Origin of the sequence: Microbacterium zouquanmingi (assembly GCF_052266695.1) — a bacterium.
Lineage (GTDB): Bacteria > Actinomycetota > Actinomycetes > Actinomycetales > Microbacteriaceae > Microbacterium.
In genome coordinates this window covers 343,989-358,175 of sequence record NZ_JBQPQZ010000002.1, presented here as the reverse complement: position 1 = coordinate 358,175, position 14,187 = coordinate 343,989, and the positions used below count along the sequence as shown (strand labels likewise).

General features: G+C 65.4%; 13 protein-coding genes and 1 tRNA gene. 5 read left to right on the top strand and 9 right to left on the bottom strand.

Translation table 11 applies throughout. The annotated features are described in order from the left end of the window. Nucleotides 1–50: 50 nt before the first annotated feature. On the top strand, nt 51–905 hold the full coding sequence (locus tag ACTU6U_RS05890; RefSeq protein ID WP_443468231.1) for a PAC2 family protein: 855 nt from the start codon (nt 51–53) through the stop codon (nt 903–905). Here the strand turns inward: ACTU6U_RS05890 and ACTU6U_RS05885 are convergent. Next, nucleotides 902–1,729, bottom strand: a complete 828-nt coding sequence (locus ACTU6U_RS05885) for an undecaprenyl-diphosphate phosphatase (RefSeq protein WP_443468230.1) — start codon at nt 1,727–1,729, stop codon at nt 902–904. The two genes, ACTU6U_RS05890 and ACTU6U_RS05885, sit on opposite strands and share 4 nt — an antisense overlap. A gap of 33 nt (nt 1,730–1,762) precedes the next feature. Beyond that, on the bottom strand, nt 1,763–3,058 hold the full coding sequence (locus ACTU6U_RS05880) for a M20/M25/M40 family metallo-hydrolase (protein WP_443468229.1): 1,296 nt from the start codon (nt 3,056–3,058) through the stop codon (nt 1,763–1,765). Nucleotides 3,059–3,168: 110 nt separating this feature from the next. On the opposite strand from ACTU6U_RS05880, the gene ACTU6U_RS05875 reads away from it, so the two are divergent. Beyond that, nucleotides 3,169–3,251: transfer RNA gene (locus ACTU6U_RS05875), tRNA-Leu, on the top strand. A gap of 417 nt (nt 3,252–3,668) precedes the next feature. Here ACTU6U_RS05875 and ACTU6U_RS05870 read toward each other — a convergent pair. Both ACTU6U_RS05870 and ACTU6U_RS05865 read right to left on the bottom strand, forming a co-directional pair. Next, on the bottom strand, nt 3,669–4,769 hold the full coding sequence (locus tag ACTU6U_RS05870; protein ID WP_443468228.1) for a VIT1/CCC1 transporter family protein: 1,101 nt from the start codon (nt 4,767–4,769) through the stop codon (nt 3,669–3,671). A gap of 115 nt (nt 4,770–4,884) precedes the next feature. Next, complete coding sequence (locus ACTU6U_RS05865; RefSeq protein ID WP_443468227.1) at nt 4,885–6,627, bottom strand: DEAD/DEAH box helicase; 1,743 nt, start codon at nt 6,625–6,627, stop codon at nt 4,885–4,887. Nucleotides 6,628–6,683: 56 nt separating this feature from the next. Between ACTU6U_RS05865 and ACTU6U_RS05860 the strand changes: the two genes are divergently transcribed. After that, nucleotides 6,684–7,526: an SGNH/GDSL hydrolase family protein gene (locus ACTU6U_RS05860; protein ID WP_443468226.1), complete on the top strand. Its 843-nt coding sequence runs from the start codon at nt 6,684–6,686 to the stop codon at nt 7,524–7,526. 5 nt (nt 7,527–7,531) lie between these two features. On the opposite strand, the gene ACTU6U_RS05855 is transcribed toward ACTU6U_RS05860, so the two are convergent. After that, nucleotides 7,532–8,332, bottom strand: coding sequence for a TrmH family RNA methyltransferase (locus ACTU6U_RS05855; RefSeq protein WP_443468225.1), 801 nt, complete (start codon nt 8,330–8,332; stop codon nt 7,532–7,534). Nucleotides 8,333–8,398: 66 nt separating this feature from the next. Between ACTU6U_RS05855 and ACTU6U_RS05850 the strand changes: the two genes are divergently transcribed. Both ACTU6U_RS05850 and ACTU6U_RS05845 read left to right on the top strand, forming a co-directional pair. Beyond that, nucleotides 8,399–9,238: a Sir2 family NAD-dependent protein deacetylase gene (locus ACTU6U_RS05850; RefSeq protein ID WP_443468224.1), complete on the top strand. Its 840-nt coding sequence runs from the start codon at nt 8,399–8,401 to the stop codon at nt 9,236–9,238. Next, nucleotides 9,235–9,819, top strand: coding sequence for a histidine phosphatase family protein (locus tag ACTU6U_RS05845; RefSeq protein WP_443468223.1), 585 nt, complete (start codon nt 9,235–9,237; stop codon nt 9,817–9,819). Before ACTU6U_RS05850 ends, ACTU6U_RS05845 begins: the two co-directional genes overlap by 4 nt. Here ACTU6U_RS05845 and ACTU6U_RS05840 read toward each other — a convergent pair. Genes ACTU6U_RS05840 through ACTU6U_RS05825 form a run of 4 tightly spaced genes read right to left on the bottom strand, consistent with a single transcriptional unit; the run spans nt 9,816 to nt 14,186 of the window. Further along, the gene (locus ACTU6U_RS05840) at nt 9,816–10,619 is read right to left on the bottom strand and encodes an HpcH/HpaI aldolase/citrate lyase family protein (RefSeq protein WP_443468222.1); all 804 of its coding nucleotides are present in this window, start codon (nt 10,617–10,619) and stop codon (nt 9,816–9,818) included. The genes ACTU6U_RS05845 and ACTU6U_RS05840 overlap by 4 nt on opposite strands. After that, nucleotides 10,619–11,092: a MaoC family dehydratase gene (locus tag ACTU6U_RS05835; protein ID WP_443468221.1), complete on the bottom strand. Its 474-nt coding sequence runs from the start codon at nt 11,090–11,092 to the stop codon at nt 10,619–10,621. Before ACTU6U_RS05835 ends, ACTU6U_RS05840 begins: the two co-directional genes overlap by 1 nt. Continuing rightward, entirely contained in the window at nt 11,089–12,237 is a 1,149-nt protein-coding gene (locus tag ACTU6U_RS05830; RefSeq protein ID WP_443468220.1) for an acyl-CoA dehydrogenase family protein, read from the bottom strand. Before ACTU6U_RS05830 ends, ACTU6U_RS05835 begins: the two co-directional genes overlap by 4 nt. Next, complete coding sequence (locus ACTU6U_RS05825; protein ID WP_443468219.1) at nt 12,234–14,186, bottom strand: acetyl/propionyl/methylcrotonyl-CoA carboxylase subunit alpha; 1,953 nt, start codon at nt 14,184–14,186, stop codon at nt 12,234–12,236. The genes ACTU6U_RS05830 and ACTU6U_RS05825 overlap by 4 nt, the downstream gene beginning before the upstream one ends. Nucleotide 14,187 lies beyond the last annotated feature (1 nt).

Sequence of the window (14,187 nt, the reverse complement as noted above, 5' to 3'; positions counted from 1 at the left end):
GAGACTAACCTTGTAGGACACTTGCGTTCCATCACCGAAAGGAGATCTGGATGGATGCACTGGGAAACCGCATCATCGTGGTCGCCTTCGACGGCTGGAACGATGCCGGTGAAGCGGCCAGCGGGGCGATCGAGATGCTGCGCGAGATGGGTGATTACGAACTTGCGCACTCGGTGGACCCGGAGCTCTACTTCGACTATCAGTACACGCGACCCGCGTCGAAGATGGACGCCACCGGCCGCCGCGAGCTGCGATGGCCAGAAGCCGCCCTGTGGCGTCCGCGCACCCCGCCTGTCGAGGGAACGCCCGAGTTCTGGATGCTCACCGGAGTTGAGCCGGCCCGCACATGGCAGGCGTTCGCGAACGAATTCATCGATGTCGCGCTGCGCGATGACGTCACCGGGATCATCCTGCTCGGCGCGATGCTCTCAGACGTGCCGCACACCAGGCCGATCTCGATCTTCTCCGCGAGTGCGAACGAGGACGTGCGCGAGGCTCTCGAGCTCGAGCGGTCGCTGTACGAAGGCCCTGTCGGCATTCTCAGTGTGATCGAGCACTTCGCTGAAACGGCGGGGATCCCCACTGCCACGCTCTGGGCGAGTGTGCCGCACTACGTCGCATCCGCTGCCCCATCCCCGAAGGCCACCCTGGCGCTGCTGGATCGTCTTGAAGAGCTCACCGGCGTCGATATCCCTCGTGACCGACTGCGCACAGATGCCGCAGCCTGGGAGGCGTCGATCGATGCGGCCGCGGCGGATGACGAAGAGATGACGGACTACATCCACCAGCTCGAGCGCACCCGCGACACGTGGGATTCGCCCGAAGCATCCGGGGATGCGATCGCTCAGGCGTTCGAGCGCTACCTGCGCCGCCGGGGCGATGGCCCCGGCGACCACAAGCGCTAAGCCGCGATCGCTCCGGTTCCGAGCAGGATCAGCAGCGTGACGCCGAGCAGGATCCGGTAGATCACGAACGGCAGGAAGCTCCGCTTGGAGATCCAGCTCATGAAGAACGCGATCACACCGAGCGCCACGACGAACGCGATCCCTGTCGCCGCGACCGTCTCACCCATCGTGAAGTACTGGTCAGGTGCGTCCCAGCTCTTGAACACCTGGTAGAAGCCGCTTCCGAACACCGCAGGGATCGCCAGCAGGAACGCGTAACGCGCCGCAGCGGCACGTTCGTAGCCGAGGAACAGTCCCATCGTGATCGTGCCGCCGGAGCGCGATACCCCGGGGATCAGCGCAAGAGCCTGCGCGAAGCCGAAGAGGATTCCGTGCGGGTAGGTGAGCTGGTCGAGCTTGCGACGCTTCGCCCCCACATAGTCGGCGACTCCGAGCAGAATGCCGAACACGATCAGCATGATCGCGACGATCCACATCGAGCGGAGCACGGTCTCGATCTGATCCTGGAACAGGAGCCCGAGCACCACGATCGGGATGCTGCCGATGATGATCAGCCACCCCATTCGGGCATCAGGGTCATTGCGCGGCAGCTTGCCGGTCAGCGAGCGAAACCAGTGCCCGATTATTCGGGTGATGTCTCGCCAGAAGAACACCACCACTGCGGCCTCGGTGCCGATCTGCGTGATCGCGGTGAAGGCCGCTCCCGGGTCTTCACCGGAACCGGTGAAGGTGCCGACGATGCGCAGGTGCGCACTCGAGGAGATCGGGAGGAACTCGGTCAGTCCCTGGATGATGCCGAGGAACAGCGCTTCGAGCAGATGCATGAAGGGGCCTTCTAATTGTGCGGAGAAGATGTGTCAGTACGAGCGCAGCAAATCGGTCAGAACCTGCTGACCGAAGACAAGCGATTCTACGGGCACGCGCTCGTCCACTCCGTGGAACATTCCTGTGAAGTCGAGATCAGCCGGCAACCGGAGCGGTGCGAAACCGTAACCGGTGATGCCCAGCTTCGAAAGCGCCTTGTTATCAGTGCCGGCGCCGAGCAGGTACGGAATCACGGGTACGCCGGGGTCGTGCCGGCCCAGCGAGGCGACCATCGCGTCGACGAGATCCCCTTCGAAGGGCGTTTCCATGCCGATGTCGCGCACGACGGTCTCGATCGTGATCTCGTCGCCGACGATCTGCTGCAGTTCTGCGAGCACATCGTCTTCAGTTCCGGGAATGACGCGTACGTCGATCAGCGCTTCGGCTCGCTCCGGAATGACGTTGTGCTTGTACCCGGCAGTGAGCATGGTCGGGTTCGTCGTCGTGCGGAACGTGGAGCGCAAGAACGCTTCTGCGGGTCCGGATGCCGCGGCAAGAGCATCCGGGTCGTCCACGGAACGTCCTGTGAGGTCGCTCAAGCCCTGCAGGAGCGCTGTCGTCGTCGGGGTGAGGCGAAGCGGCCAGCGCGTGCGTCCGATCGCTGCGACGGCCTCTGCGAGCTTCACAACGGCATTGTCGTCGTGCAAGCGGCTGCCGTGGCCGGCGCGCCCCTTCGCGACGAGGCGGATCCAGATGAGGGCTTTCTCGCCCACTTGCAGAAGGTACGCACGACGATCATCGACCGTGATCGAGTACCCGCCGACTTCGCTGATCGCTTCGGTGGCGCCGGCGAACCAGTCAGGGCGATTCTCGACGACCAGTGCTGAGCCTTCGACTCCGCCGTTCTCCTCGTCTGCGAAGAAGGCGAGGATCAGGTCGCGCTCCGGCTGCTCCCCCGCCCGGAGGATGTCGGCGACCGACGTGAGAATCATCGCATTCATGTTCTTCATATCGACAGCGCCGCGTCCCCAGAGCATCCCATCGCGCACCTCGCCTGCGAACGGGTCGACGGTCCAGTCCTCGGCCATCGCAGGAACCACATCCAGATGGCCGTGCACGACGAGGGCGGGCTTGCTCTGGTTGCGGCCCTGCACGCGCGCCATGACGTTGGTGCGCCGCGGGATCGGTTCGTAGTACGAGGCACTGAGGCCGAGACTCTCGAGATAGGCGCCGACATACTCAGCGGCCTCGCGTTCGCCGTTCGCCTTGCCCCCACCGAAGTTGGAAGTATCGAAGCGGATGAGGTCTTGTGCGATGCGCACGACTTCCGGATGCTGCGGCTCAGACATGGCTCCAGGCTATCGAAGCGCGGGCGGCACGCCCGGGACGCACTCTGGTTCGAAGGCACTTGGGAAACCTGGTAATGTTTCTCTTCGGTCGGCAACGACCTTCACCACCTGCGCGGGTGGCGGAATGGTAGACGCGCTACGTTGAGGTCGTAGTGCCCGCAAGGGCGTGGGGGTTCAAGTCCCCCTCCGCGCACACAGAGAAAAGGCCCCCAGAGATGGGGGCCTTTTTCGTGCTCCACAACCTTCTCGGGTGGGTTATAGGCGGGTTATTCCGTCGGCGAACACCGCGTGGGAGATCTGGGTGGCGGGGCGCCGGCAGGGCTGAGTCTGCTTGCCGGTCAGCCAAGACACGAACCTGCTCAGCTGCTCTCGGCGCATCACATCCGGACGTCGCCGCACCGCGGATGCTCCGTGGCGACCATTCTTAACCAGCCGTGAACCACATAGCACGCACGTCGTCGCATTCGGGGGAAGGGTCACGACTAAGCATCACGGACCATAGCCCTTTCGGATCGACGCGGCCTCGGATCCACGCTACGCAAGAAGGATTTCCGGGCTCAATAGCGAAGATCACCGGCGAATTCCTTCTCCCATCAGCAGAGTTCATCGCTCACACCGCGCCGACACCGAACGCGAGTCCGAGCACATAGGTAATCGCAGCCGCACCGAAGCCGATCGCCAGCTGCCGGAGACCGCGCCGCAGCGGCGGACCGCCAGAGAGAATGCCCACCATCGCTCCGGTCGCCAACAGCGCGACGCCGACCAGCAGAAGGGCCACGAGAATAGCGGTGAGCCCTTCGAGTCCGAAGATCCACGGCAGCACGGGAATGATCGCTCCGGAAGCAAACAGGAAGAAGCTTGAAAGTGCAGCGGTCCAGTCGCTGCCGACGATGTCGTGATCCGCAGAGTTTGCGTGCGTGCGGAGCGGGCCAGTGACGCTGCGCCGCGCCCCTTCCTGAGCGGCAGCGATAACGCGGCGAGAGCGTGCCAGCGCCTCGGATTGGTCCATGCCGCGAGCCCGATAGACGAGCGCGAGCTCGTTCTCGTCGATATCCAGGTCGCCAGCGGAGATCGCCGCATCCTCATTCGCCTCAGTGGACGCGAGCAGCTCGCGCTGCGATCGCACCGAGACGAACTCCCCCGCTCCCATCGAGAGGGCTCCAGCCAGGAGCCCGGCGATCCCGCTGAACAGAACGAACGCGGGTGCGACGCCAGTTGCGCCGATACCGAGCACGAGGGCGAGGTTGCTCACCAGGCCGTCGTTCGCGCCGAACACCGCGGCACGGAATGAGCCGGAAAGCCGTCGCCTGCCACGTGCTGCAAGGCCGCGGACGACCTCGTAGTGGATCTTCTCGTCGGCGCGCATCGCGGGAGTCGCGTACTTCTCGGTTTCGTACGGCGACCTGGCTTCGGCGCTCTGCGCAAGCACGAGAACGAAGATCGATCCGAAGTGGCCCGCCATCCATCCGAGCAGACGCGAGCGAAACCCTGCGCGAGGAAGCCGTGAAGGCTCTTCACCGAGCAGATCGAGCCAGTGCTGCTCGTGGCGCCGTTCGGCGTCCGCGAGGTTCTGCAGAATCTCCTTCTCCTCACCGCTCTTGCGGGAGGCGAGCTTCTGGTAGACGAGACCCTCTGCGCGCTCCTCAACGAGGTAGCGCGCCCAGCGACGTCGATCTGCTTCGGTCGGCTCTGGGGTGGCCGGCGCGCTCATGAGTCCTCCGGTTCGGGGTGTTTCGGGCGAGTTCAACCGTACTTGCGCATTCGTCGTCGAACGCGCGAAAGCCTCGGATTGTCAGCATTTCGGGGTTCCTAAGGAGCCCCTGCATTCAGGAGCGGACGCGCTTGCGCAGAACTTCGATCCGCGACTGCAGCTGGGTCACCGTGGCCTGAGCAACAGCAGGACCACCGCAGATGCGGCGGAGCTCGGCGTGGACCGCGCCGTGCGGTTCACCTGCCTGGCGTGCGTACAGGCCGACCAGACTGTTCAGCAGCTGACGCTGCTCCCGAAGCGTGCGGTGCAGAGGCTGCGGCAGCGTCGTGACAGCCTCAGGGCCAGCCTGAGCCTCTCGAGCCTCCCGCAGGCGAGACTGACGAGACTGACGCTGCATGAGCAGCTCGTGCACGTGCTCCGGCTCGAGGAGTCCTGGAATGCCGATGAACTCCTCCTCTTCAGGAGTTCCGGGTTCTGCGAGCTGCCCGAATTCCTGCCCTTCGAACACGACACGGTCGAAGTGCGCGAGTGAGGAGATCGCCTGATAGCTGAACTCCTGAGTGAGCGCGTCGGATGCTTCTTCCTCGCGGTTGGCGCTCTCGAGCAGAGAATCCTCGAGCCCGTCATCGTCTTTGGTCTGACGATCCAGCGCATGGTCACGCTGCTTCTCGAGCTCGTTGGCGAGTCCCATCAGCACGGGGACGTTCGGCAGGAACACGCTCGCGGCCTCGCCACGGCGTCTGGCGCGCACGAACCTGCCAATGGCCTGCGCGAAGAACAGCGGTGTCGAGGACGACGTGGCATAGACGCCGACAGCGAGCCGCGGCACGTCGACGCCTTCGGACACCATGCGCACCGCGACCATCCAGCGAGAGTCGTTCTGACTGAACTTCTCGATGCGCTCGGATGCTGCAGCATCATCGGAGAGCACCACGGTGGGCCGCTGCCCCGTGAGGCTGTGCAGGATCTTGGCATATGCACGGGCGACCGTCTGATCGGTGGCGAGCACCAGCCCCCCGGCATCCGGCACGTGATGTCGAATCTCCGTCAGTCGCCTGTCTGCGGCTGACAGCACCGCCGGCATCCACTCGCCCTCAGGATCGAGGGCGGTGCGCCAGGCCTGAGAGGTGACGTCCTTCGTGTTGTCCTGTCCGAGATGCGCTTCCAGCTCGTCTCCGGCGCTGGTGCGCCAGCGCATCTTGCCGGAATACATGTGGAACAGCACGGGACGGACGACACCGTCGGCCAGGGCGCGACCATAGCCGTAGGCGTAGTCGGTCGATGATACGCGGCCGCCCGATTCGTCGGGCGCGTAAGTGACGAACGGGATCGGGGCGGTGTCGCTGCGAAAGGGCGTGCCGGACAGAGACAGACGCCGCTTCGCCGGACCGTAGGCGTCACGGATCGCGTCGCCCCAGCTGAGCGCATCACCACCGTGATGCACCTCATCGAGGATCACCAGCGTCTTCGCATCCTCAGTGAGGTGACGGTGCACCGAGGACTTCGCGGCCACCTGCGCGTAAGTGACCACGACCCCGTGATACTGACGCGATGGCGCCCAGTGACTGTTGCGGAAACGCGGATCCAGACGGATGTGCACACGTGCCGCAGCATCCGCCCACTGCGTCTTCAGGTGCTCGGTCGGCGCCACCACGATGATGCGGTTGACCTCACCCATCCGCAGTAGCTCGACCGCGAGAGTGAGCGCGAACGTCGTCTTGCCTGCACCCGGTGTCGCCGCAACCAGGAAATCTCTCTGATCACGCACGAAATAGAGATCAAGCGCTTCCCGCTGCCATGCGCGAAGCTTGTCTGCCGTCCCCCATGGGGCGCGCTGGGGGAAGGACGGAGAGAGCATCAGTCCAAGGGTAATAGCTCCCGCGCTAGGATCGGTCGATGTCGAAGGAGAGCGTGATGACCGATCAGGAACCGTCCAGGGCCCCATTCGTCTCCAACGAAGGTCCCCATCCGTGGCACCGCTTCGTTGCAGTGGGTGATTCATTCACCGAGGGGATCGGTGACCCCGATCCGAACGCGCCCGGAGGCAACCGCGGCTGGGCGGATCGGGTCGCCGAAGTGCTCGCGACCCAGGTCGACGACTTCGCCTACGCCAACCTCGCCGTACGCGGCAAGCTCATCGCACAGATCGTCGCCGACCAGATCGAGCCCGCCGTCGCGCTTCATCCCGATCTGGTTTCTATCTGCGCTGGTGGCAACGATGTCATCCGCCCCGGCACGGATCCAGACGACATCGCGGCACAACTCGATGATGCCGTGTCTCGTCTCGCGTCCACGGGTGCAGCGATCATCCTGTTCACCGGCATCGACACGGGCTTCACACCCGTGCTCCGCGCATTCCGCGGCAAAGTGGCCATCTACAACGAGAACGTCCGCGCGGTCGCCGAGCGGCACGACTGCATTGTCGCTGACCAGTGGGCGCTGAAGACCGTGCAGGACTCGCGCTTCTTCGATGACGACCGGCTGCACTACAACGCACTCGGACACCACGAAGTCGCCCGCATGGTTTTGCGTGCACTGAACGTCCCCAATGATCTGCAGGCGATGCAGCCCGATCCGCTCCCGGTTCGTACGTGGCGCGAAGCGCGCACCGAAGACTTCGGCTGGGCCAGGGAGCACCTGGTGCCGTGGGTGCTGCGACGCGTGCGTCACCAGTCCTCGGGAGACCTCATCACCGCCAAGCGGCCCGAACCGTCACCTGTGTTCCTCGTCCCTGACGACAAGCGAAGCACCGAGTAGCGCGGTCAACTCGTCAGGGCCCACAGCGCGACCGCGGCGGCGGATGCCACGTTCAGCGAGTCCACTCCCCCGCGCATCGGAATCGTGACGACGACATCAGCGGCCTCCAAGGCCACGGACGAGAGACCGTCGCCCTCGGTGCCGAGCACAAGGGCTACCTTCTCCGGCCGGTTCGCAGCGTAGGCACCGAGCGGCAGTGCGCCTTCGCTCAGTGCGAGCGCAGCGAGCTCGAAGCCGGCCGCGCTCAGTTCGGCAAGCCCCGCCTCGCGATCGGTCATCCGCGTCCACGGCACCTGGAAGACCGTGCCCATGCTCACCTTCACGCTGCGACGGTAGAGCGGGTCAGCGCAGCGGGGGGTGAGCACCACAGCATCCGCCCCCAGCCCGGCAGCGGCACGGAAGGCAGCGCCGACGTTCTGATGCTCGATCAGGTCCTCCAGCACGAGCACGACGCGTGAGCCTTCCAGCACCTCAGAGATGCTCGGAAGCGCGGGGCGATGCATGGATGCCAGTGCTCCACGGTGCACGGCGAAACCGGTGACGTGCTCGGCGACGGTGTCTCGGACGACGTAGACAGGTGTCGCTGAATCGACCAGAAGCCGTTCCAATCCCGGCAGCCATCGCTCTTGCGCGAGCACTGAGCGAGGCGTATGCCCTGCGCCGAGCGCGCGTTCGATGACCTTCGCCGATTCGGCGATGTATAGCCCGCCCGCCGGCTCCTGCACACGACGAAGGGCGGTGTCGGTGAGGTTGCGGTAGTCGGCCAGACGCGGGTCGGATGCGTCGTCGACGCGCTCGATGTGCATACCGACAACTCTGCCATCGCAACGTCCCACGATCGCGCCGCACCGTAGACTCGTCGAGGAGGTTCCGTGACTGCGACGATCAGTACTGCACTGGCTGCCGACATCGCGAAGTCGGCCGAACTTCTGCGCGGGCGCCGCATCGCTCTTCTCACGGGCGCGGGAATCTCCACCGATTCCGGTATTCCCGCCTATCGCGGCGAGGGAGCACGCACCAGGGCCGATCCCATGACAGGGGCCCGTTATCTCGCAGACGAGGCAGCGCGGCGCCGCTACTGGATCGGCGGACACCTCGGCTGGAAGGCATTCGCTTCCGCCCAGCCGAACAGAGCGCACATCGCACTCGCAGATATGGAACGCGATGGTCTGGTCACCGGAGTGATCACGCAGAATGTCGATGGACTGCACCTGCGGGCGGGCAGTTCACGAGTGGTCGAGGTTCATGGCACCATGCGCCGTGTACTCTGCCTGCAGTGCGGGCAGGTCTTCGACCGCCGCGACATCGCTTCTCAGATCGAAGAGCGCAATCCCTGGATCACGGTTCCCGAGAACATCGTGCTGAACCCGGACGGCGATGTCGCGCCGGAGAGCACAGATGACTTCATCGTGCCGTCGTGCACAGTATGCGGCGGAATGCTGAAACCCGATGTCGTGTTCTTCGGCGAGTTCGTCCCCGTTGATCGCTTTCGCGCCGCGGAATCCCTGCTGCGCAGCAGCAATGCTCTGATCGTTGCCGGCTCTTCGCTCGTCGTGAACTCCGGAGTCCGCATCGTCGAGCGGGCCAGGCGCCGCGGCATCCCGCTCGTCATCATCAATCACGAGCCGACCCGCGCCGATCCGTGGGCGGACGTCGTACTCGCCGGAGGCACGGGTAACGTGCTTCCCACTCTCAAGGAGCAGCTCACGTGACCCTCATCACTCTCGTTCGCCACGGCCAGACGGACTGGAACCTCGCGCGTCGCATCCAGGGTTCGACCGATATTCCGCTCAACGAGACCGGGCGCAGCGACGCGCTCGCCGCCGCTGCGCTTCTACGCAGCGAGACGCACCACGTCATGTATGCGAGTCCCCTCATCCGGGCGCACGAGACTGCCCGCATCATCGCATCCGAGCTGGGTCTTACCGACCCCACGATCACGCATGGCATGCGCGAACGCGATTTCGGAGAGGGTGAAGGGCTCCTGGTGCAGGAGTACCTCGAGCGCTTCACCGACTGGCATGGCGCTCCTTCAGGTGCGGAGACGCTCGACACGGTGCGCGATCGTGCGCTCACAGCCCTTGAGACGATTGCTCGTGAGTCACGGCGCCGTTCCGCCCCCGCAGCAGAGTCGGTGATCGTCGTCACGCACGGCGGCGTCATCCGGGCACTGCTCCATCACGCTTCCGGCGGCACCTTGCCCTGTGAAGGTGATGTGCTGCGGAACGGCTCTGCCTACCGCTTCGAGCTGGCACCTGGCCTGCTGCGACTGCTCGAGCCTGTTTCGATCTAGGCTCGCGCGGCTAGGGATCTGGCGTGCCGCAGCAGCGGCTCGTCGATCATTCGCCCTTGGAATCGGAACACGCCGCGCTCACCCTCGGCTGCCTTCAGCACCTCTTGCGCCCAGGCGAGCGTGTCCGCATCAGGCGCGTACGCTGCGCGGATCGTGGACACCTGCCCAGGGTGGATGCACGCTGACGCGTGGAACCCGGATGCCGCAGCATCCTCTGCCTCGGCCGCGAGCCCTTCGACGTCTTCGATCGAGATGTAGACGGCATCGATCGCCGCCTTGCCGTGCGCCCCGGCCTCCATCAGCACACGCGCCCGCGTGTAGCGTGCCGCATCGCGGTAGCGGCCGTTCGCGTGTCTGCTGGAGGTGCCGCCCAGCGAGGCGATGAGATCCTCAGCGCCCCACATGAGCGCGCAGACCCGATCGTGAGCCGCGAGTGCGCCCGCGGCGCTCACGCCTCGAGCGGTCTCGCAGAGGGCGATCACTGAGAACGACGGGTCGAAGACATCCAGCAGTGCCGCGTCCTCGGCTTTCGCGACCATCACCGTGCGGAACGGCGAGTGCTGGAGCATTTCGAGATCCGCAGAGAAGTCCGACGTGTCGGGCGCGTTCACCCGCACGATCACGCGCGTGGGGTCAAGATCGGATGCCGCAACGTGCGCCCGAGCAGCTGTCTTGCTGTCCGGGGCGACGGCGTCCTCAAGATCGAGGATCACGGCATCCGCCCGCTCGGCCGCTTTCGCGAAGCGCTCGGGGCGATCACCGGGGCAGAACAGCAGCGCCGGTCCCAGCGTGAACCCCATCAGCCCTCCTCCGGTCTGCAGTACATGAGCGCGGTGCGCGTGGCCGTAGCGACGACGACGCCGTCCTGGTTGCGTCCGGTGTGTGTGATCGTGACGATCCCCTGACCCGGGCGAGAGTTCGAGAGTCTCTTCTCGGTGATGACGCTCTCGGTGTAGAGCGTGTCACCGGCGAACAGCGGATGGGGAAAAGAGATGTCGTGCAGGCCGAGCTGCGCGACCAGCGTCCCCTGCGTGAGCTGAGCCACCGAGGCACCCACCATCGTCGAAAGAGTCCACATCGAATTGATCAGGCGCTGACCGAACTCGCCCGCTTCTGCGAATGCCGCTTCCAGATGCAGTGCCTGCGTATTCATCGTGAGCGTGGTGAACAGGACGTTGTCGGCCTCTGTGGCCGTGCGCCCAGGACGGTGCAGGTAGCGCGCACCCACCTCGAACTCTTCGAAGTACAGGCCGCGCTGGATGATGTCTGTCATACGAGCCCCAATCCGCGTGCGATCACCAGCAGCTGCACTTCGGTCGTTCCCTCGCCGATCTCGAGGATCTTCGAGTCACGATAGTGGCGGCCGACCGAGAACTCGTTCATGAAGCCGTTTCCGCCGAAGATCTGGGTCGCGTCGCGAGCGTTGTCCATGGCGGCATCTCCCGCTGCGAGCTTGGCGATCGCGGCTGCTTCGGCGAAGGGCCTGCCCGCGTCGCGCAGACGTGCCGCGTGATGCCAGGCGAGGCGCGCGGTGTGCACTCGAGCACGCATGCGCGCGAGCGTGAACTGTGCGTTCTGACGTGTGCTGAGGGCTGCCCCGAATACCGTGCGGCTTTTGGCATACTCGACAGCTGCCTCCAGGCATCCTTCCGCAGCCCCCGTCGAGAGCGCGGCGATGGCGATGCGGCCCTCATCGAGGATGCTGAGGAAGTTCTTGAACCCGCTCCCCCGCTGCCCGACCAGGTTGCCCTCCGGAACGCGGACCTCGTCGAACGTCAGAGGGTGTGTGTCAGAGGCGTGCCAGCCGACCTTGTCGTACGCCGGCTCGACGGTGAATCCGGGGGTGCCGTTGGGCACGATGATCGTGGAGATCTCTTTGCGACCGTCGCTCTCACCGGTGACCGCGGTGACCGTGACGAAGCGCGTGATCGGCGTGCCCGAGTTGGTGATGAACTGCTTCGATCCGTTGATGACCCACTCGCCTGCGTCCAGACGCGCCGTCGTGCGAGTCGCCCCTGCGTCGCTGCCTGCTTCGGGCTCGGTCAGTCCGAAGCCGGCCAGTGCACGACCGGCAAGAAGATCGGGAAGGAGCTCTTCGCGCTGGGCGTCATCGCCGAACCGGAAGACCGGCATCGCACCGAGGCTGACGCCCGCCTCCAGGGTAATGGCGATGGACTGGTCGACGCGGCCGAGCGCTTCGATCGCGAGGCACAGCGCCATGTAGTCACCGCCCTGGCCACCGTGATCCTCAGGGAAGGGCAGCCCGAAGAGTCCGAGCTCACCCATCTGGGCGACGACGTCCATCGACAGCGTGTGCGTGCGGTCGGCCTCGTAGGCCTGCGGCGCGACGACGACATCGGCGAACTCGCGCACCATGGCGCTGAGTTCGGTTTCCTCTTCAGTGAGATCGATGGTCATGCTGCTCCTTCGTCGGTCTGGTCTGCGGTCACGGTCGCGACTGCTTGATCTCGTCGCACCTGGTCACCGACGGCGACCAGCAGGTGCACAGTGCCGTCGTGCGGCGCGAGCACCGGATGCTCCATCTTCATCGCCTCGATCGAGACGAGCGGGTCGCCCTGGGACACGCGTACGCCGTCGGAGACGTGCACCGCGACGACGCTTCCCGGCATCGGCGCACGCGCCTCGGGAGAAGTCGCAGCAGCTTCTGGCTGGCGGCCAGCGAGCTCATGCCGCATGCGGGCGCGCCGATCGAGCGGCCTCAGCCGCACGGAGCTCCCCTCCTCGCTCACCCAGATCGCGCCGTCGGCATCGATCGCGGTGGGAAGCATAGCCGCGGCGCCGCTCGCCGTGGGCTCGCTGCTGGCTGCATCCATCAGCGCTCCAGCATCCACCAGCGCCCCGGCATCCGTCAGGAATGCGACCTCCCGCGCACTCGCATCCGCCAGCGCCGCCCACACCCCGCCCGCGCGAGAACTCGTCTGCGCGGCGAGAATTGCGCTGGCAGCAGCCGTCTCGTCGCGCAACGCGATTCTCGCGGCGTCGACCATCTGCGGCGACGCGACTGCAGCCGGAACAGGAAGCAGCGTGTCGACGAGTCCTGTGTCCAAGTCGCCGGCCCGCACGCGTTCGTTCTGCAACAGCATCCGCAGGAAGGCGATGTTCGTCTCCACACCGAGGATCGTCGTCCGTGCAAGAGCCGCATCGAGCCTCTCGAGCGCAGAATCGCGATCGGGAGCGTAAGCGATCACCTTCGCGATCATCGGGTCATAGAACCCGGTGACTTCGCTTCCGGTCTCCACCGCGGCATCCACCCGCACATCTCCTGGCGCATCGAATCTCAGCACGCGCCCAGTGGACGGAAGGAATCCGCGCTCTGGTGACTCCGCGTAGATTCGGGCTTCGACCGCATGCCCTGTCACCACCGGCGCAGCCGGAAGCCTCTCGCCGGCGGCGACCGACAGTTGCAATGCGACGAGGTCGAGTCCGGTCACCGCTTCAGTCACCGGATGTTCCACCTGCAGTCGCGTGTTCATCTCGATGAAGAAGAAGTCCTGCGGTGAGTCCGCATCGATGAGGAATTCGACAGTCCCCGCACCGACGTAGTCGACGCTCTCGGCCGCACGCACTGCCGCGTCGAACAGCTTCTCTCGTACCCCGTCAGGAAGACCCGCGGAAGGCGCCTCCTCGATCACTTTCTGGTGGCGGCGCTGCAGGGTGCATTCGCGCTCGCCGAGTGCGATGACGGTACCGTGTGCGTCTCCGAAGATCTGCACCTCGATGTGGCGCGGCCTCGTGATGAGGCGCTCGAGCAGCAGCGCGTCGTCGGAGAACGCTGACTTTGCCACGCGCCTGGCAGAAGCGAGTGCATCGTCGAGGTGCGCTTCAGAGGAGACGATCTCCATACCCTTGCCGCCACCACCCGCGCTCGGTTTCACGAGCATCGGGTATCCGACTTCACTCGCCCGCACGGCGATCTGGCCGTCGCTGAGCCCTGCCGCATCGAATCCCGGCACGACCGGAACACCGCGAGAAGCGACCTGCTCCCGGGCCGCGACCTTGTCCCCCATGATCTTCAGCGCCCCGGCGGAAGGCCCGATGAAGACGATCCCGGCCTCGGCGCAGGCCTGGGCGAGGGCGACGCTCTCAGACAGGAAGCCGTACCCGGGGTGGATCGCCTGGGCGCCGGACTCGCGCGCAGCGCTCATGACGGCATCCACATCGAGATAGGACTCGGATGCTGGCGCCGGACCGATCCGTACAGCAGTGTCGGCTTCACGGGCATGCGGAGCATCCGCGTCGGCATCGCTATACACGGCGACGCTCCGGATTGCCTGCTCACGAAGAGTGCGCATGATGCGGCGGGCGATCTCGCCACGATTGGCGACGAGCACGGTCTGAAAGCTCATG